Raw genomic sequence first — 18781 nt, 5'->3', positions numbered from 1 at the left:
TCAGTCCTCGTCCTCATCCGAAGAAGTTGCGGACGTGCTCCAGACCCTCGACCAGGGCATCGACCTCGCCGGGAGTGGAGTACAGATAGAACGACGCTCGGGTGGTCGCAGGAATTCCGAACCGCAGACAGACCGGCCGCGCGCAGTGGTGGCCGACCCGGACCGCGATGCCCTGCTCGTCGAGGACCTGGCCGACGTCGTGCGGGTGGATGTCGCCGAGCGTGAAGGAGATCGTCGCCCCGCGGTCCTCGGCCGAGCTGGGCCCGACGATACGCAGGTCGGGGACCTCCAGCAGCCGCTTGACGGCGTACTCGGTGATCGCGTGCTCATGCGCGGCGATCTTGTCCATGCCGATCGAGGCGAGGTAGTCCACGGCCGCGCCGAGGCCGACGGCCTGGGCGATCGGGGGCGTACCGGCCTCGAACTTGTGCGGCGCGGGCGCGTACGTCGAGGAGTGCATCGACACGGTCTCGATCATCTCGCCGCCACCGAGGAACGGCGGGAGGTCCTCCAGCAGCTCCTGGCGGCCCCACAGCACACCGATGCCGGTCGGGCCGCACATCTTGTGGCCGGTGAAGGCGACGAAGTCGGCCTGCAGCGCCTGGACGTCCAGCACCATGTGCGGGGCGGCCTGCGAGGCGTCGATGCAGACCAGCGCGCCGACCTCCTGCGCACGGCGGATGATCGTCTCGACCGGGTTGATCGTGCCCATGATGTTGGAGACCAGCGTGAAGGAGACGATCTTCGTCTTCTCGGTGATGATCTCGTCGATGTTGGACAGGTCGAGGCGGCCGTCGTCGGTGATGCCGAACCACTTCAGCTTCGCACCGGTGCGCTGCGAGAGCAGCTGCCACGGAACGATGTTGGAGTGGTGCTCCATCTCCGAGATGACGATCTCGGTCTCGTGGTCCACGCGGTAGGGCTCATCGGCCCAGCCGAGCATGTTGGCCACGAGGTTGAGCGACTCGGAGGCGTTCTTGGTGAAGATCACCTCATCGCGGCTCGGTGCGTTGATGAACGCGGCGACCTTGTCACGGGCGCCTTCGTACAGCGCCGTGGCCTCCTCCGCGAGCACGTGCACGCCGCGGTGGACGTTGGCGTTGTGCCGCTCGTAGTACTCGTTCAGCGCGTCGAGGACCTGGCGCGGCTTCTGCGAAGTCGCCGCGTTGTCCAGGTACACGACCTTCTTCCCGTCGTGGACCACACGATCCAGCAGGGGGAAGTCCTTACGGATCGCCTCTGTGTCGAGGAGGCCCGGCATCTGTGTCACGCGGTTGCCCCACCCTTCGTGTAGGCCTCGTAGCCCTCCGCCTCCAGCTTGTCGGCGAGCTCGGCGCCGCCGGACTCGGCGATGCGACCGTTCGCGAACACGTGGACGTAGTCGGGCTTGATGTAGCGCAGGATGCGCGTGTAGTGGGTGATCAGCAGGGTGCCGACCTCGCCGGACTCGCGGACGCGGTTGACGCCCTCGGAGACGGTGCGCAGCGCGTCGACGTCCAGGCCGGAGTCGGTCTCGTCGAGGATCGCGATCTTCGGCTTGAGCAGCTCGAGCTGGAGGATCTCGTGGCGCTTCTTCTCACCGCCGGAGAAGCCCTCGTTGACGTTGCGCTCGGCGAACGCCGGGTCCATCGAGAGGCGCTCCATGGCCTCCTTGACCTCCTTGACCCACAGCCGCAGCTTGGGGGCCTCACCGCGGATCGCCGTCGCCGACGTGCGCAGGAAGTTGGAGACGGAGACGCCGGGCACCTCGACCGGGTACTGCATGGCGAGGAAGACGCCGGCACGGGCGCGCTCGTCGACGGACATCTCCAGGACGTCCTCGCCGTCGAGGGTGACGGTGCCGCCGGTGATCGTGTACTTGGGGTGACCCGCGAGCGAGTAGGCGAGGGTCGACTTGCCGGAGCCGTTGGGGCCCATGATGGCGTGCGTCTCGCCCTGCTTCACGGTCAGGTCGACGCCCTTCAGGATCTCGCGGGGGCCGTTCTCGGCCTCGACGGAGACGTGCAGGTCGTGGATCTCAAGCGTTGCCATGGGGAACTCAGGACTCCTGGGTGACGGAGACGAGCACGTCGTCCCCTTCGATCTTTACGGGGTATACGGGGACGGGGCGCGTCGCGGGAAGGCCGGACGGTTTGCCGGTGCGCAGGTCGAAGCTCGATCCGTGCAGCCAGCACTCGATCGAGCAGTCCTCGACCTCGCCCTCCGAGAGGGAGACGTTCGCGTGCGAGCAGATGTCGTTGATCGCGAACACCTCGCCCTCGGTGCGGACCAGGGAGATCGGCGTGCCGTCGAGTTCCACCCTCTTGGGGGTGTCCTCCTCCAGCTCGCTGAGCGCCGCTGCGCGTACGTACGTCATGCGGCCGACGCTTCCAGCTCGGCCTCGATCTTGCTCATCAGACGCTCTTCGACGTCCGGGAGGCCGATCTGCTGCACCAGCTCGGCGAAGAAGCCGCGGACGACCAGCCGACGGGCCTCGTCGGCCGGGATGCCGCGAGCCATCAGGTAGAACAGCTGCTCGTCGTCGAAGCGGCCGGTCGCCGAGGCGTGGCCGGCGCCGACGATCTCGCCGGTCTCGATCTCCAGGTTGGGGACCGAGTCCACCCGCGCGCCGTCGGTGAGGACGAGGTTGCGGTTGAGCTCGTAGGTGTCGGTGCCGGTGGCCGCCGCTCGGATCAGGACGTCGCCGATCCAGACGGCGTGCGCGTCCTGGCCCTGCAGCGCGCCCTTGTAGACGACGTGCGAGCGGCAGTTGGTCGCCTCGTGGTCGACGAAGAGGCGGTGCTCCTGGTGCTGGCCCTCTTCGGTGAAGTACAGACCGTAGAACTCGGCCTCGCCGCCGGGGCCCGCGTAGGTGACGCGCGGGTGGAGACGGACGACGTCGCCGCCGAAGGTGACGACCACCGACTTGAAGCTCGCGTCCCGGCCGACCAGGGAGTTGTGCTGCCCGACGTGCACGGCCTTGTCGTCCCAGTCCTGCACGGAGACGACGGTCAGCTTGGCGCCGTCACCGAGGAGGTAGTCGACGTTGGCGGCGAGCACCGCGTCACCGGTGTGGTCGATCACGACGACCGCCTCGGCGAACGCGCCCAGCTCGATGACCTGGTGACCGAAGGCGGTGCCGCCCTCGCCGTGCACGCTGATCCGGATCGGCTCCGACAGCACGGTCTCCTTGGGGACCGTGACGACCGAGGCCTTCTCGAAGGAGCTGTACGCCTGCGCGGCGACGCGGTCCACGGGCTTGCCGGCCTTGCCGACGCGCGGGTCGGCACGGTCCACCAACTCGTGGGTGACGCCCTCCGGCGCGGTGATGTCGATCTTCAGATCGGCACCTCCCGCGACGGCGGTGCCGTCGTGCAGGCCCCGCAGACGCGCGAGGGGCGTGAAACGCCACTCCTCCTCGCGGCCGTGCGGCACGGGGAAGTCCGCCACGTCATAGGACGGCGGGGCGCTCATCCGAGTGGCGACGGTGGACTCCGCGGCCACCGCGATGGAGCCGGTGGTCGTGGAACCCGCCGGGATGTTCTGAGCCTCAGCCATGGCTGTCGTCGTGCTCGCTTTCTTAAAGAGGACGCTGCTGGTCGGAATTCGGTCGCCGCCCGGAGGGCCGGGTGTCAGCCGACCGAGCCTTCCATCTGCAGCTCGATCAGCCGGTTCAGCTCCAGCGCGTACTCCATGGGCAGCTCACGGGCGATCGGCTCGACAAAGCCGCGCACGATCATCGCCATGGCCTCGAACTCCGTCAGGCCGCGGGCCATCAGGTAGAAGAGCTGGTCCTCGCTGACCTTGGAGACGGTCGCCTCGTGGCCCATGGACACGTCGTCCTCGCGGACGTCGACGTACGGGTAGGTGTCCGACCGGGAGATGGTGTCCACCAGCAGGGCGTCGCAGAGGACGTTGGACTTGGAGCCCGCCGCGCCCTCGCCGATCTCGACCAGACCGCGGTAGGAGGTCCGGCCGCCGCCTCGCGCCACCGACTTGGAGACGATGTTGGAGGAGGTGTTCGGCGCCATGTGGACCATCTTGGAGCCGGCGTCCTGGTGCTGGCCCTCGCCCGCGAAGGCGATGGACAGGGTCTCGCCCTTGGCGTGCTCGCCCATGAGGTAGACCGCCGGGTACTTCATGGTCACCTTGGAGCCGAGGTTGCCGTCGACCCACTCCATGGTCGCGCCCTCGTAGGCGACGGCGCGCTTGGTGACCAGGTTGTAGACGTTGTTCGACCAGTTCTGGATGGTCGTGTAGCGGCAGCGGCCGCCCTTCTTGACGATGATCTCGACGACCGCGGAGTGCAGCGAGTCCGACTTGTAGATCGGCGCGGTGCAGCCCTCGACGTAGTGGACGTAGGCGTCCTCGTCGACGATGATCAGCGTCCGCTCGAACTGGCCCATGTTCTCGGTGTTGATCCGGAAGTAGGCCTGCAGCGGAATGTCGACGTGGACACCCGGGGGGACGTAGATGAACGACCCGCCGGACCACACCGCGGTGTTCAGCGACGCGAACTTGTTGTCGCCGACCGGGATGACCGTGCCGAAGTACTCCTGGAAGAGCTCCGGGTGCTCCTTCAGCGCGGTGTCGGTGTCCAGGAAGAGAACGCCCTGCTCCTCCAGGTCCTCACGGATCTGGTGGTAGACGACCTCGGACTCGTACTGCGCGGCGACACCGGCGACCAGGCGCTGCTTCTCCGCCTCGGGGATGCCGAGCTTGTCGTAGGTGTTCTTGATGTCCTCGGGCAGGTCCTCCCAGGAGGCGGCCTGCTGCTCGGTGGAGCGGACGAAGTACTTGATGTTGTCGAAGTCGATGCCCGACAGGTCCGAGCCCCAGTTGGGCATGGGCTTCTTGTCGAACAGCTTCAGACCCTTGAGGCGGAGCTTGAGCATCCACTCGGGCTCGTTCTTCTTGCCCGAGATGTCGCGGACGACGGCCTCGGAGAGCCCGCGCTTCGCGGAGGCGCCGGCCACGTCGGAGTCGGCCCAGCCGTATTCGTACTTGCCCAGACCCTCGAGCTCGGGGTGAGCAGTCTCCGTGGGGAGCGTCATGCGGGGTTCCTCCCGGCCGTGCTTGCAGATGCTTTGGTGGTCTTGGTGTTCTTCGGCGCAGTGGTGCTGTGAGCGGCCTTGCCGGCCTTCGGGATGAAGGTCGTGCACACCCCGTCGCCGTGGGCGATGGTGGCGAGTCGCTGTACGTGGGTCCCCAGCAGTCGGGAGAAGACCTCGGTCTCCGCCTCGCACAACTGCGGATACTGCTCGGCGACGTGGGCGACCGGGCAGTGGTGCTGGCAGAGCTGTTCACCGAGCTGGGAATTGGGCGCGCTGCGCGCCGTAGCAGCGTACCCGTCCGCGGTCAATGCCTCGGCCAGGGCCCTGGTGCGGGCCTCGGGCTCGGCGGTCTCGACCGCCTGGCGGTAGCCCTCGGCCTGCTCGGCGAGCCGGGCGCGCGCGAAGGCGGCGACCGCGGCCTCGCCCATCTCGCCGCCGCCCGCGCTCTGCGCGATCCAGCGCAGTGCGTCGGAGGCCAGCTGGTCGTAGGACTGGTCGAAGGCGTCCCGACCGCAGTCGGTGAGTGCGAAGGCCTTGGCCGGGCGACCGCGCGTGCGCGCTCCGTAGACCCGCTGCTCGCGGGGCTCCACGACGCCCTCCGCGGCCAGCGCGTCGAGGTGACGGCGGACGGCCGCCTGGGTCAGTTCCAGACGGAGGGCGAGCTCGGCCGCGGTGGACGGACCGTGGTCGAGAATGGAGCGGGCGACCCGGTTGCGGGTGCCCTGCTGCTCGTCGTGCGGCGACGGGGCGACGTGACCGGCCCGTGCGGCCTGCTCGGGCGCGGAGGCGGCCGGCCCGGTGGTCGTCTCGACCACGGGCCCTTCCTGATCCTCGCTCGCGTATTTCACAACGTCATTGTTGCGTAATTCCTCGGAGCGATACAACCCTCGTCCGGATCACGGACTGGTGGCCTCGATCACTTAGGGTGACCTAATTCGGGGCGCTCCCGGGTGCCCACGCACCCCTCTGACCTGCGCCCACACTCCAGGTCGGCGACAGATCGGCGCATCGGGAGCCGCGCGTCGAAACGCTGCGCAACGCGGCCGACGGGAGCACCGTGTTCATGGCCCCGGGCCCATGAACACGGGGATTCCGCGGCCCGAGCGCCCTTCCCCGAGCGTTCTCACCGAATCCATGGCGCCAAGCACCGCCATACGGCTACACGCGGCTCCCCGGTGCCGAGCGGTGAGCCCAGGCGGGAGATTCGCCCGGCACCACCCCGGCACGGTCACCCGAGCCCCCATGGACTCGCCGTCCGCCGCTCTTCGTAGACTTCCCGTCATGCGAACCGAGCCTGCCGTCGAGGTCGTCGGCCTGGTCAAGCGATACGGGGCCAAGACCGCCGTGGACGGGCTCGACCTGACCGTCGCACGCGGCACCGTCACCGCCGTACTCGGCCCCAACGGCGCCGGGAAGACCACCACCATCGAGACCTGCGAGGGCTACCGCCGCCCCGACGCCGGGCAGGTCCGCGTCCTGGGACTGGACCCGGTCGCGGACGCCGCGGCCCTGCGCCCCCGGATCGGCGTGATGCTCCAGTCCGGCGGCGTCTACCCCGGCGCCAGGGCCGACGAGATGCTGCGGCACACCGCCACTCTGCACGCCCACCCCCTCGATGTGGATCTCCTCATCGAGCGGCTTGGCCTGGACAGCTGCGGCCGTACGGCCTACCGGCGACTGTCCGGCGGCCAGCAGCAGCGGCTGGCGCTGGCGATGGCCGTCGTCGGCCGGCCCGAGCTGGTCTTCCTCGACGAGCCGACCTCGGGGCTCGACCCGCAGGCCAGACGCGCCACCTGGGACCTGGTGCGGGAGCTGCGGCAGGACGGCGTCAGCACGGTGCTGACCACCCACTTCATGGACGAGGCCGAGCAGCTCGCCGACGATGTCGCGATCTTCGACGGCGGCCGGGTCATCGCCCAGGGCGCCCCGGACGAGCTGTGCCGGGGCGGCGCGGAGAACACCCTGCGCTTCACCGGACGGCCCGGCCTCGACATCGCCTCGCTGCTCAAGGCGCTGCCCGCGGACAGCGCGGCCACCGAGCTGACCTCGGGCACCTACCGCGTCCAGGGGAAGGTCGATCCGCAGCTGCTGGCCACCGTCGCCTCCTGGTGCGCGCAGAACGGCGTGATGCCCGACGCGATAGCCGTCGAACGGCACACCCTGGAGGACGTCTTCCTGGAGCTCACCGGCAAGGAGCTGCGCGCATGACCGCGACCGGCACGTTCACCCCGCGGCCCGGGGCGGCCCCGCTGCCCCGGATGATCCGCGCGCAGGCGTCCCTGGAGACCAGGATGCTGCTGCGCAACGGCGAGCAGCTGCTGCTGACCGTCATCATCCCGACGCTGCTGCTGGTGCTGTTCTCCGCCGTCGACATCATCGCCGTGCCGACCGGCACGGCGGGCGGCGCGGGCAGCTCCGTGGACTTCCTGGCACCCGGTGTCCTGGCGCTCGCGGTGATGTCCACCGCCTTCACCGGCCAGGCGATCGCGACCGGCTTCGAGCGGCGCTACGGGGTGCTCAAGCGCCTCGCCGTCTCCCCGCTGCCGCGCTGGGGGCTGATGACCGCCAAGACCTGCGCGGTGCTGGTCACCGAGATCCTGCAGATCGCGCTGCTGACCGCCGTGGCCTTCGCGCTGGGCTGGTCGCCGCACGCCGGTTCCCCCGGCGGCGTGGTCTCCGTGCTGCTGCTTCTTCTCCTGGGTACCGCCGCGTTCTCCGGTCTCGGCCTGCTGATGGCCGGCACCCTCAAGGCCGAGGCGACCCTCGCCGCGGCCAACCTGGTCTTTCTGTTGCTGCTGGTGGGCGGCGGCGTGATCGTCCCCCTGGAGAAGTTCCCGGAGGCGGTCCAGACAGTGCTCGGGCTGCTGCCGATCGCGGCGCTGTCCGACGGGTTGCGCGAGGTGCTCCAGCGCGGCGCCGGCATCCCCTGGCCGGACCTCGGGATCCTGGCCGTCTGGGCGGTGCTCGGCCTGGGGGCGGCGGCCCGCTTCTTCCGCTGGGAGTGACCGCCCGCGCGGCCGATGGGGCGGCTCGGGTGGTTCCGTAGCGATACGGACCCCTCGTGAAAGTTTGCACAAGGGGCCGCCTACGATGGCTCCGTGCCGAACACGCTGAATCCTCTTGAGCTGATCGCCCGCCGCTGGCAGCCCTCCGCGCGCTTCGTGCGGCGGGCCGCGCTCGCCACCGTCGTGATGGCCGTGATCATCGTCATCACCGGCGGCGCGGTACGGCTGACACAGTCCGGTCTGGGCTGCTCCACCTGGCCGCGGTGCACCCCCGACAGCCTCACGCCGACCGCCGAGATGGGCATCAACGGCCTGATCGAGTTCGGCAACCGCATGCTGACCTACGTGCTGTGCGCGTTCGTCGGCCTGTTCATCATCGCCGCCCGCGCCCGCGCGCCCCGGCGGCGCTCGCTGACCCGGCTCGGCTGGGCGCAGTTCTGGATCGTGATGGGCAACGCCGTCGTCGGCGGGATCACCGTACTGACCGGACTGAACCCGTACATCGTCAGCTCGCACTTCCTGCTCACCACCGGCCTCCTCACGGTCTCCGTGGTGGCCTGGCAGCGGGCCGGCGAAGGTGACGAGGAGCCGCGCGGCGTCGTCGTCCGCCCGGTGCGCCAGCTGGCCTGGCTCCTGCTGGCGGCGACCGGTGTGCTCACCCTCCTCGGCACGGTCGTCACCGGCGCGGGGCCGCACGCGGGCGACGCCAAGAAGGTGCACCGCATTCCGCTGAACTGGCAGGAGATCACCCAGCTCCACGTCGACTTCGTCTACATCGTCGTCGGCCTGACCGTCGCCCTGTGGTTCACGCTGCGGGCCGTGAAGGCGCCGGCCGCTCCGCGCCGTGCGGTGCTGGAGCTGTTCGGCTGCCTCCTCTTCCAGGGCGTCGTGGGCTACACCCAGTACTTCATGGGGCTGCCGGAGATCGTCATCGGGCTGCACATGTTCGGCTCGGCCCTGGTCTGGATCGCGGTGCTGCGGGTCTTCCTCGCCCTGCGCGAGCGCGGTCCGCTGCCGCTGGTCCCGGCGCCCGCGGGCGCGCACGAGGCCCTGGAGCCTCAGCCGGCGACCGGCACCTCTGCCGCCAGCCGGTAGACGCGGCGGGCCGTCCCGGAGCCGATCATCTCGGTGATCCGCCGACCGTCCGAAGCGCCGCACAGCCCCTCGTCGGACCACTCCCGGACGACACGGTCCATCGCACGCCGGAAAATACGCGCGCCGGTCACGTAGAGCTCGGGCAGCCCGTGTGCGCCCGACGAGAAGAGCAACTTGCCGAACGGCGCCTGACCGAGTGTCTCTTCGGGGCGCGGCCCGGCATCGGCATACACATGGGTGTGCACCGCGGCGAGCTGCGCCGCCCCCCGGTGGTGCGGCGCGGCGGGCATGAGCACCAGGTCCGTACCGATACCGGTCGTCGCCCGCAGAAAGCCCGCCAGTGGCTGGGGATCGGGGCAGTGCAGTTGCACCGGCAGCCCCGTCGCCACCGCGCTCCACAGCAGATGCCGCACCAACTCCGGCTCTTCGAGCGCCTCACCGGGGCGGCGGCCGCGCAGCCAGCGGTCCGCTGCGCGCCGCACCCCACCGGCCGCCGGGGCCCGTCCGTCGCAGTACGTGGCGCCGGAGGCGAACGCGGTGGCGTGCTGGGCGGACGCGTACAGCGCCTCCGCGAGATAGCCGATGAAGGAGTCGACGCTCCCCGAGGTGTCGGCGACCTGCTCGGCGAGGGGTTCGAGCCGGACGACCTCGTGGGCGCGGGCCGCGGCGGCCGCGGCCAGTTCCGCGGCGGAGGTCAGATCGCTGGGGGTGCCGGCCTCCACCAGGAAGGTGCCGATGCCGGCGCCGCGCAGCAGGAGGCGGCCCGCGCGGTAGGCGCCTATCTCGCGCCTGCGGGCCAGGTAGCGGGCCGGCGGGCAGTGCGGCTCCAGACCGAGCAGCGGAGGGCACCAGCGGCGTACCGCGATGCCGGTCCAGCTGTCGAAGTAGGTGGTGCCGGCGGGGGCGGGGCCGTGCGCGCCGGCCGCGGCGCCGAGGTGGGCCTCGAAGGAGCCGAGGCCGAGTTCGCCGTGCACCGCGCCGTGGCTGTACTGATCGATGAGCGGAGATCCGTCCATCCGCTCCTCCTCGCCGAGAGCCCCGGGCGTGGCGAAAGCGCCGCGCCCGGTGGGTTCAACGGACGAGGAGGTCGTCAGGTATCGGGCTCGCGGGCGCGGGCGGCCCTGCGCATGGCGCGGGCGTCGCCCCGGCGGCCGTCAGGAGTTGGCCGGGCCGCCCACCTGGATGCCTGCCATCCGCGACCATTCGTACGGGCCGGTGCGGACCTTCGCGGCGATGTCGCCGTCGAATTGGTCATGGAGTGCGACGCCGGCCTTCTCGGCCGCGCCCTTGGCGGAGTCGTAGGTCTCCGCGACGAGGGTGCCCCACTCGCCGTTGGCGCCGACGAGGGCGATACGGGTACGGCCGCGGCCGATGTGCGCGAGCTGTCCCTCGGCGCTGCCGCCGTGCGACGCGGCGAAGGCACGGATCTCCTTCGCGAGCTTGGCCGTGCGCCGCTCGGCCCGCTTGTCGGGCTTCGCACCGGCGCTCTCGTCGGCCGCCGTCGTCACCTGCTCGTCCGCCTGCTGGTTCTCTGCCATGGACAGGATGCTACCCGTCGGTAATCAGCGGAGGAAGGGGTCCACGGCAACGGCGACGAACAGCAGGGAGACATAGGTGATGGACCAGTGGAACAGCCGCATCTCCTTGAGCTTGGCGCCGGTGACGCCGGCCTTGGCGCGGGACTGCAGGCCGTGCGCCTCCTTGAGCCAGAAGACGCCGCAGGCGACGGCGACCGCGGTGTAGAACCAGCCGGTGTAGCCCAATGGCTGCAGCAGCAGCGAGACGGCGACCATCACCCAGCTGTAGGCGACGATCTGGCGGGCGACGGCCTTGTTGCCGGCGATGACCGGCAGCATCGGCACCCCGACCCGCTCGTAGTCGTCCTTGACCTTCATCGACAGCGGCCAGTAGTGCGGCGGCGTCCAGAAGAAGATGACAAGGAAGAGGATCACCGCGGCCCAGGAGACCGAATTCGTCACCGAGGACCAGCCGATGAAGACCGGCATGCAGCCCGCGATACCGCCCCAGACGATGTTCTGCGCGGTGCGCCGCTTGAGGATCATTGTGTAAACGACGACGTAGAAAAGCAGCGCCCCGAGGGACAGCATCGCCGACAGCGGATTGACGAGGAACCAGAACCAGGCGGTGGAACCCACCGCGAGGGTGGTCGCGAAGACCAGGCATTCACGCGGCGACACCATGCCGGTGACCAGGGGCCGCTGGGCGGTGCGGTCCATCAGCGCGTCGATGTCGCGGTCGATGTACATGTTGAAGGCGCCCGCGCCACCGGCGGAGAGGTAACCGCCGATGCAGGTCGCCAGCACCAGCCAGAGGTCCGGCACGCCCTCGGCGGCCAGGAACATCACCGGCACCGTCGTCATCAGCAGCAATTCGATGACACGCGGCTTGGTCAGGGCGACGAACGCCTTGACCCGGGCACCGAAAGGACGGTTGCCTGGACCGGGACTCCCGGGGCTCTGAGAGAGCGCCCCCGCAGGACGGGATTCGACGGCCGTCACGCACACCCCTGGAAGTAACTACTGCGGCTTGTGTGCCGCGGAGATAAGGCCAGCAAGACAACCGAGCGGGTAACAGCCCGGTGAAGACTTGCGCGTACCACGCCACTCTAGACGTAGGGGATACCGCCGCCTTCGCGGGGGGTGGGGTCGTGTTGACCCCCGACCGTGCCCGGGGAATCGCGCCCGCCAGGAAGGCACTGCGCCCGCAGGCCGCAGGATTCACACCCGACTGCCGGGGCACCCGGATGTTCAAGAGGCGAAAGGGGGCATCCGACGGCAGTCTGACCGTACTGCCGACACCCCCTGTCGCCTGGGCGTTCACCTGCTCATCCGGGCGCTCGTTCGCCGGGTCAAAAACTCATGTGTTGCAGCTGACAAAGCCTGGGGTTCCGGCGAAAAAATGCGCCTCCCACGCAGGTAGGCTCGACTTCGTCCGGGTGCATTTCCGTTCCCGGCATTCGACATGTGGAGAGGAGCCCTGACCCAGGGTGAGCACCAAGCCGACCACCACAGGTCTCGAGTGGACCGATCTGGACCAGCGTGCCGTCGATACCGCCCGCGTTCTGGCCATGGATTCCGTGCAGAAGGTCGGTAACGGCCACCCCGGTACGGCCATGAGCCTCGCTCCTGCCGCGTACACCCTCTTCCAGAAGGTGATGCGGCACGACCCGGCGGACGCCGACTGGACCGGCCGCGACCGCTTCGTACTGTCCGCGGGCCACTCGTCCTTGACCCTCTTCATCCAGCTCTACCTGGCCGGGTTCGGCCTGGAACTGGACGACCTCAAGGCCTTCCGCACCTGGGGCTCCAAGACCCCCGGCCACCCGGAGTACGGCCACACCACCGGCGTGGAGACCACCACGGGCCCGCTCGGCCAGGGTGTCGCCAACGCCGTGGGCATGGCGATGGCCGCCCGCTACGAGCGCGGCCTGTTCGACCCCGACGCGGCCGCCGGCAGCTCGCCGTTCGACCACCACATCTTCGCGATCGCCGGTGACGGCTGCCTCCAGGAGGGCATCTCCGCCGAGGCGTCCTCGCTGGCCGGGCACCAGAAGCTCGGCAACCTGGTCCTGCTGTGGGACGACAACCACATCTCGATCGAGGGCGACACCGAGACCTCGATCTCCGAGGACACCGAGAAGCGCTACGAAGCGTACGGCTGGCACGTCCAGCGCGTGGAGCCCCAGGAGAACGGCGACCTCGACCCGGCCGCCCTGTACGCGGCGATCGAGGCGGCCAAGGCCGAGACCGAGCGCCCGTCCTTCATCGCGATGCGCTCGATCATCGCCTGGCCGGCCCCGAACGCCCAGAACACCGAGGCCGCACACGGCTCCGCGCTGGGCGACGAGGAGGTCGCGGCCACCAAGCGCGTGCTGGGCTTCGACCCGGAGCAGTCCTTCGAGGTCTCCGACGAGGTGCTCGCGCACACCCGCGCCGCCCTCGACCGCGGCCGCGACGCCAAGGCCGGATGGGGCAAGACCTTCGCCGCCTGGCGTACCGCCAACCCCGAGCGGGCCGCGGAGTTCGACCGCATCGCCGCAGGCGAGCTGCCCGAGGGCTGGCAGGACCACCTGCCGTCGTTCGAGCCGGGCAAGGCCGTGGCCACCCGCGCCGCGTCGGGCAAGGTGCTGCAGGCGCTCGGTGCGGTCGTTCCCGAGCTGTGGGGCGGCTCCGCCGACCTCGCGGGCTCGAACAACACCACGATCGACAAGACGTCGTCGTTCCTGCCGGAGGGCAACCCGCTGCCGGGCGCCGACCCGTACGGCCGCACGATCCACTTCGGCATCCGCGAGCACTCCATGGCCGCGGAGATGAACGGCATCGCGCTGCACGGCAACACCCGCATCTACGGCGGCACCTTCCTGGTGTTCTCCGACTACATGCGCAACGCCGTCCGGCTGTCGGCCCTGATGCACCTGCCGGTGACGTACGTGTGGACGCACGACTCCATCGGTCTGGGTGAGGACGGCCCGACCCACCAGCCGATCGAGCACCTCGCCTCGCTGCGCGCCATCCCGGGCCTGAACATCGTGCGCCCGGCCGACGCCAACGAGACCGCCATCGCATGGCGCGAGATCCTCAAGCGCTACACCAAGGAGTTCGGCGTCGGGGCCCCGCACGGCCTCGCGCTGACCCGTCAGGGCGTGCCGACCTACGAGGCCAACGAAGCTGCCGCCAAGGGCGGTTACGTGCTCTTCGAGGCGGACGGCGGTGAGCCGCAGGTCGTGCTCATCGGCACCGGCTCGGAGGTCCAGCTGGCCGTCGGCGCCCGTGAGCAGCTCCAGGCCGCCGGTATCCCGACCCGCGTGGTCTCGATGCCGTCGGTGGAGTGGTTCGAGGAGCAGGACCAGGCGTACCGCGACAGCGTGCTTCCGCCGTCCGTCAAGGCTCGTGTCGCCGTCGAGGCCGGCATCGGTCTGACCTGGCACCGCTTCGTCGGTGACGCCGGCCGCATCGTGTCCCTGGAGCACTTCGGTGCCTCCGCCGACGCGAAGGTCCTCTTCCGCGAGTTCGGCTTCACCGCCGACGCGGTGGCCGCCGCCGCGCGGGAATCGATCGAAGCCGCCGCGCGCTGACGCCCATACACGACAAGTAGGAGATGCAGACCCCATGACAGACGCACTCAAGCGCCTCTCCGACGAAGGCGTCGCGATCTGGCTGGACGACCTGTCGCGCCAGCGCATCACGTCCGGCAACCTCGCCGAGCTGATCGACCAGCAGCACGTCGTCGGTGTGACCACCAACCCCTCGATCTTCCAGAAGGCGATCTCGGACGGGCACGGCTACGACCAGCAGGTCGCCGACCTCGCGGCCCGCAAGGTCACCGTCGAGGAAGCCATCCGCATGATCACGACGGCGGACGTCCGCGACGCCGCCGACATCCTGCGCCCGGTCTTCGACGCCACCGGCGGTCAGGACGGCCGGGTCTCGATCGAGGTCGACCCGCGCCTCGCGCACCACACCCTGCCGACGGTCGCGGAGGCCAAGCAGCTCGCGTGGCTGGTGGACCGCCCCAACACCCTCATCAAGATCCCGGCGACCAAGGCCGGTCTGCCGGCGATCACCGAGGTCATCGGCAAGGGCATCAGCGTCAATGTCACGCTGATCTTCTCGCTGGAGCGCTACCGCGAGGTCATGGACGCCTACCTCGCGGGCCTGGAAAAGGCCAAGGCCGCGGGCCTGGACCTCTCCAAGATCCACTCCGTCGCCTCGTTCTTCGTATCCCGCGTGGACAGCGAGATCGACAAGCGCCTGGAGAAGATCGGCACGGACGAGGCCAAGGCACTCAAGGGCAAGGCCGCACTGGCCAACGCCCGCCTGGCCTACGAGGCGTACGAGGAGGTCTTCTCCTCGGACCGCTGGGCCGCGCTGGACAAGGCGCACGCCAACAAGCAGCGCCCGCTGTGGGCCTCGACCGGCGTCAAGGACCCGGCCTACAAGGACACGCTGTACGTCGACGAGCTGGTCGCCCCGGGCACGGTCAACACCATGCCGGAGGCCACTCTGGAGGCCACCGCCGACCACGGACAGATCACCGGCGACACGGTGCGCGGCACGTACGAGTCGGCCAAGGCCGACCTCGCCGCGCTCGCCGAGCTGGGGATCTCGTACGACGAGGTCGTGCAGCTCCTGGAGGACGAGGGCGTCGAGAAGTTCGAGGCGTCCTGGAACGACCTGCTCAAGTCCACTGAGGCGGAGCTCAAGCGCCTTTCCCCTTCGGAGGCCTGAGGAATTGACCAGCAGCAATCCGCTGCGTGACGCACAGGACCGGCGGCTCCCGCGCATCGCGGGGCCGTCCGGCCTTGTCATCTTTGGCGTCACGGGCGATTTGTCCCGTAAAAAGTTGATGCCCGCCGTCTACGACCTGGCCAACCGCGGCCTGCTTCCGCCGGGTTTCTCACTCATCGGGTTCGCCCGACGCGAGTGGGAGCACGAGGACTTCGCCAACGAGGTGTACGAGGCCGTCAAGCAGCACTCCCGGACCCCCTTCCGCGAGGAGGTCTGGCAGCAGCTGGTCCAGGGCTGCCGCTTCGTCCAGGGCAACTTCGACGACGACGACGCCTTCGACACCCTCAAGAACACCATCAACGAGCTCGACAAGGCACAGGGCACCGGCGGCAACTTCGCCTTCTACCTCTCCGTGCCGCCGAAGTTCTTCCCCAAGGTCGTCCAGCAGCTGAAGAAGCACGGGCTGGCCGACCAGAAGGAGGGCTCCTGGCGCCGCGCGGTCATCGAGAAGCCCTTCGGCCACGACCTGAAGAGCGCGCAGGAGCTCAACCAGGTCGTCCACGAGGTCTTCCCGCCGGAAGAGGTCTTCCGGATCGACCACTACCTGGGCAAGGAGACGGTCCAGAACATCATGGCGCTGCGGTTCGCCAACACGATGTTCGAGCCGCTCTGGAACCGCAGCTATGTCGACCACGTGCAGATCACGATGGCCGAGGACATCGGCATCGGCGGCCGGGCCGGCTACTACGACGGCATCGGCGCGGCGCGTGACGTCATCCAGAACCACCTGCTCCAGCTCCTCGCGCTGACCGCGATGGAGGAGCCCTCCTCCTTCGACGCGGACGCGCTGGTCGCCGAGAAGACCAAGGTGCTCAGCGCCGTCCGGATCCCCGCCGACCTCGGCAAGGAGACGGTGCGCGCGCAGTACACGGCCGGCTGGCAGGGCGGCGAGCAGGCCGTCGGCTATCTGGAAGAAGAGGGCATCGACCCCAAATCCAAGACCGACACCTACGCCGCCATCAAACTGCAGGTGGACAACCGCCGCTGGGCCGGAGTCCCCTTCTATCTCCGCACCGGCAAGCGCCTCGGCCGCCGCGTCACCGAGATCGCGGTGGTCTTCCAGCGCGCCCCGCACTCCCCCTTCGACCACACCGCGACGGAGGAGCTGGGGCAGAACGCCCTGGTCATCCGGGTGCAGCCGGACGAAGGTGTGACCGTCAGGTTCGGCTCCAAGGTGCCGGGAACCTCGATGGAGGTGCGGGACGTCTCGATGGACTTCGCGTACGGCGAGTCGTTCACGGAGTCCAGCCCCGAGGCATACGAGCGGCTGATCCTCGACGTACTGCTCGGCGACGCGAACCTCTTCCCACGGCTGGAGGAGGTCGAGCTGTCCTGGCGCATCCTCGACCCGATCGAGGAGTACTGGGAGCGCAAGGGCAAGCCCGCGCAGTACCCGGCGGGCACCTGGGGCCCCGTCGAGGCGGACGAAATGCTCGCACGAGACGGACGGAGCTGGCGTCGCCCATGAAGATCGATCTGACGGAAACCACGGCCAGCAAGATCAACAAGGCTTTGGTCGAGGGCCGTCGCGCCGTCGGCACCCCCGCCATCGGCATGGTGCTGACCCTCGTCATCGTCACCGACGAGGAGAACGCCTACGACGCCCTGAAGGCGGCCAACGAAGCTTCCCGCGAGCACCCCTCGCGCACGCTCGTCGTCATCAAGCGGGTCAGCCGGTCGCCGCGCAACCGCTCCAAGGCGCGTCTTGACGCCGAGGTCCGGGTGGGCACGGACGCGGGCACCGGCGAGACGGTCGTGCTGCGGCTGTACGGCGAGGCCATCGACCACGCCCAGTCCGTGGTGCTGCCGCTGCTGCTGCCGGACGCGCCGGTCGTGGTCTGGTGGGCGGTCAACGCCCCGAAGAACCCCGCGAAGGACCCCCTCGGTGCGCTGGCCCAGCGCCGCGTCACCGATGCCTACGCCGCCGAGAATCCCGTGGCGGAGCTGGCGAGCCGCGCAGACACCTACACCCCGGGCGACACCGATCTGGCCTGGACCCGCATCACCCCGTGGCGTTCGATGCTCGCGGCGGCGCTCGACCAGGCCCCGTGCACGGTCACCTCGGCCGAGGTCGAGGGCGAGGAGTTCAACCCCAGCTGTGAGCTGCTCGCCCTGTGGCTCGCCAGCAGGCTGAACGTCCCGGTCAAGCGCACCACGTCGGCGGGCCCCGGCCTGACGGCCGTGCGCATGCAGAGCAGTTGCGGTCCCATCGTGCTGGACCGGCCGGACGGCTCGCTGGCCACGCTCTGCATGCAGGGCCAGCCCGACCGTGCGGTGGCCCTCAAGCGGCGGGACACCTCGGAGCTGCTCGCCGAGGAACTGCGCCGCCTCGACCCGGACGACACCTACGCCGCCGCGCTGAAGTACGGCGTGGAACGGCTCGGGGAGCCGTCCGGCAAGGCGGCGACGCCCGCCGAGGAGCCGTCGGCCGCAGCGGAAGCCGCCCCGGCCAAGCCCGCGGCGAAGAAGGCGCCCGCCAAGAAGGCGGCCGGCAAGTGAGTGCTCCGCAGGTCGTCGTCCACCGCGACAAGGAACTGATGGCGAAGGCCGCCGCGGCCCGGCTGATCACGAAGATCGTCGACGCGCAGTCCGCCCGGGGCTTCGCCTCGGTGGTGCTGACCGGCGGACGCAACGGCAACGGGCTGCTCGCCGCCCTCGCCGAGGCGCCCGCCCGGGACGCGGTGGACTGGTCCCGCCTGGACCTGTGGTGGGGCGACGAGCGGTTCCTGCCGGACGGCGACCCCGAGCGCAACGACACCCAGGCCCGCGCGGCACTGCTGGACAGCGTTCCGCTGGACCCGGCACGGGTGCACCCGATGCCGCCCTCGGGCGGAGCGTACGGCAATGACGCCGACGCCTCGGCCGAGGCGTACGCCGCCGAACTGGCCGCCGCCGCGCGGCCCGAGGACCACGCCCGGGTGCCGTCCTTCGACGTCCTGCTGCTGGGTGTCGGCCCGGACACGCATGTCGCCTCGCTCTTCCCCGAGCTGCCCGCCGTGCGGGAGAGCGAGCGCACGGTGGTCGGCGTGCACGGCGCCCCCAAGCCGCCGCCCACCCGCGTCTCGCTGACCCTGCCGGCGATCCGTGCGGCACGGGAGGTCTGGCTGCTGGCGGCCGGCGAGGACAAGGCCGGTGCCGCGGCGATCGCGCTCTCCGGCGCAGGCGAGGTCCAGGCGCCGGCAGCCGGTGCCCGGGGTCGCAGCCGGACGTTGTGGCTGCTGGACGAGGCGGCGGCCGCCCAACTGCCGCGCAGCCTCTATCCGCCCGCCTCGGCGTAGTTTCCGAGAACGCCTGCGGCCCCGTCCTCCTCAGGGAGGGCGGGGCCGCTGTCGTCTCTCAC

Annotated in this window: 17 protein-coding genes; 8 read left to right on the top strand and 9 right to left on the bottom strand. The window is 69.9% G+C overall.

What is annotated here, in order from left to right; genetic code table 11:
- Positions 1 to 13 precede the first annotated feature (13 nt).
- The 6 genes from ACH4FH_RS15380 to ACH4FH_RS15355 all read right to left on the bottom strand — a co-directional run bounded on the left by ACH4FH_RS15380 (position 14) and on the right by ACH4FH_RS15355 (position 5881).
- Positions 14 to 1270: a cysteine desulfurase gene (locus ACH4FH_RS15380; RefSeq protein WP_398556303.1), complete on the bottom strand. Its 1257-nt coding sequence runs from the start codon at positions 1268 to 1270 to the stop codon at positions 14 to 16.
- Positions 1267 to 2031 carry a Fe-S cluster assembly ATPase SufC gene (gene sufC, locus ACH4FH_RS15375; protein ID WP_398556302.1) on the bottom strand — a complete coding sequence of 255 codons (765 nt, stop codon included), beginning with the start codon at positions 2029 to 2031 and terminating at the stop codon, positions 1267 to 1269. Before sufC ends, ACH4FH_RS15380 begins: the two co-directional genes overlap by 4 nt.
- Positions 2032 to 2038: 7 nt before the next feature.
- On the bottom strand, positions 2039 to 2356 hold the full coding sequence (locus ACH4FH_RS15370) for a non-heme iron oxygenase ferredoxin subunit (RefSeq protein ID WP_326621575.1): 318 nt from the start codon (positions 2354 to 2356) through the stop codon (positions 2039 to 2041).
- The gene (gene sufD / locus ACH4FH_RS15365) at positions 2353 to 3537 is read right to left on the bottom strand and encodes a Fe-S cluster assembly protein SufD (RefSeq protein ID WP_398556301.1); all 1185 of its coding nucleotides are present in this window, start codon (positions 3535 to 3537) and stop codon (positions 2353 to 2355) included. The genes ACH4FH_RS15370 and sufD overlap by 4 nt, the downstream gene beginning before the upstream one ends.
- Before the next feature lie 74 nt (positions 3538 to 3611).
- The gene (gene sufB, locus ACH4FH_RS15360; protein WP_398556300.1) at positions 3612 to 5033 is read right to left on the bottom strand and encodes a Fe-S cluster assembly protein SufB; all 1422 of its coding nucleotides are present in this window, start codon (positions 5031 to 5033) and stop codon (positions 3612 to 3614) included.
- The gene (locus tag ACH4FH_RS15355) at positions 5030 to 5881 is read right to left on the bottom strand and encodes a helix-turn-helix transcriptional regulator (RefSeq protein ID WP_398556299.1); all 852 of its coding nucleotides are present in this window, start codon (positions 5879 to 5881) and stop codon (positions 5030 to 5032) included. The genes sufB and ACH4FH_RS15355 overlap by 4 nt, the downstream gene beginning before the upstream one ends.
- A gap of 433 nt (positions 5882 to 6314) precedes the next feature.
- Between ACH4FH_RS15355 and ACH4FH_RS15350 the strand changes: the two genes are divergently transcribed.
- From ACH4FH_RS15350 to ACH4FH_RS15340, 3 genes are all read left to right on the top strand, one after another.
- Entirely contained in the window at positions 6315 to 7241 is a 927-nt protein-coding gene (locus ACH4FH_RS15350; protein WP_398556298.1) for an ABC transporter ATP-binding protein, read from the top strand.
- On the top strand, positions 7238 to 8038 hold the full coding sequence (locus tag ACH4FH_RS15345) for an ABC transporter permease (protein ID WP_398556297.1): 801 nt from the start codon (positions 7238 to 7240) through the stop codon (positions 8036 to 8038). The genes ACH4FH_RS15350 and ACH4FH_RS15345 overlap by 4 nt, the downstream gene beginning before the upstream one ends.
- A gap of 93 nt (positions 8039 to 8131) precedes the next feature.
- Positions 8132 to 9133 (top strand): heme A synthase, encoded by a 1002-nt coding sequence (locus tag ACH4FH_RS15340; protein ID WP_398556296.1) that lies wholly within the window; start codon positions 8132 to 8134, stop codon positions 9131 to 9133.
- Here ACH4FH_RS15340 and ACH4FH_RS15335 read toward each other — a convergent pair.
- The 3 genes from ACH4FH_RS15335 to ACH4FH_RS15325 all read right to left on the bottom strand — a co-directional run bounded on the left by ACH4FH_RS15335 (position 9097) and on the right by ACH4FH_RS15325 (position 11652).
- On the bottom strand, positions 9097 to 10149 hold the full coding sequence (locus tag ACH4FH_RS15335) for an amidohydrolase (protein ID WP_398556295.1): 1053 nt from the start codon (positions 10147 to 10149) through the stop codon (positions 9097 to 9099). The genes ACH4FH_RS15340 and ACH4FH_RS15335 overlap by 37 nt on opposite strands.
- A gap of 138 nt (positions 10150 to 10287) precedes the next feature.
- Complete coding sequence (locus ACH4FH_RS15330; protein ID WP_398556294.1) at positions 10288 to 10671, bottom strand: hypothetical protein; 384 nt, start codon at positions 10669 to 10671, stop codon at positions 10288 to 10290.
- A 24-nt stretch (positions 10672 to 10695) separates the two neighbouring features.
- A complete protein-coding gene (locus tag ACH4FH_RS15325) occupies positions 10696 to 11652 on the bottom strand; it encodes a heme o synthase (RefSeq protein WP_398556293.1) in 957 nt (318 codons plus the stop codon).
- 488 nt (positions 11653 to 12140) lie between these two features.
- On the opposite strand from ACH4FH_RS15325, the gene tkt reads away from it, so the two are divergent.
- The 5 genes from tkt to pgl are packed head-to-tail and all read left to right on the top strand — an operon-like array spanning position 12141 to position 18719.
- Positions 12141 to 14228, top strand: a complete 2088-nt coding sequence (gene tkt, locus ACH4FH_RS15320; RefSeq protein ID WP_398556292.1) for a transketolase — start codon at positions 12141 to 12143, stop codon at positions 14226 to 14228.
- Positions 14229 to 14262: 34 nt separating this feature from the next.
- A complete protein-coding gene (tal, locus tag ACH4FH_RS15315; RefSeq protein WP_398556291.1) occupies positions 14263 to 15381 on the top strand; it encodes a transaldolase in 1119 nt (372 codons plus the stop codon).
- 4 nt (positions 15382 to 15385) lie between these two features.
- Positions 15386 to 16909: a glucose-6-phosphate dehydrogenase gene (gene zwf, locus ACH4FH_RS15310; RefSeq protein WP_398556290.1), complete on the top strand. Its 1524-nt coding sequence runs from the start codon at positions 15386 to 15388 to the stop codon at positions 16907 to 16909.
- Complete coding sequence (gene opcA / locus ACH4FH_RS15305; protein WP_398556289.1) at positions 16906 to 17940, top strand: glucose-6-phosphate dehydrogenase assembly protein OpcA; 1035 nt, start codon at positions 16906 to 16908, stop codon at positions 17938 to 17940. The genes zwf and opcA overlap by 4 nt, the downstream gene beginning before the upstream one ends.
- On the top strand, positions 17937 to 18719 hold the full coding sequence (pgl, locus tag ACH4FH_RS15300) for a 6-phosphogluconolactonase (RefSeq protein ID WP_398556288.1): 783 nt from the start codon (positions 17937 to 17939) through the stop codon (positions 18717 to 18719). The genes opcA and pgl overlap by 4 nt, the downstream gene beginning before the upstream one ends.
- Positions 18720 to 18781 lie beyond the last annotated feature (62 nt).

The organism is Streptomyces sp. NPDC017993, from assembly GCF_044328065.1.
Lineage (GTDB): Bacteria > Actinomycetota > Actinomycetes > Streptomycetales > Streptomycetaceae > Streptomyces.
The sequence above is the reverse complement of the archived record's forward strand: the minus strand, read 5'-3'. Positions and strand labels throughout refer to the sequence as shown.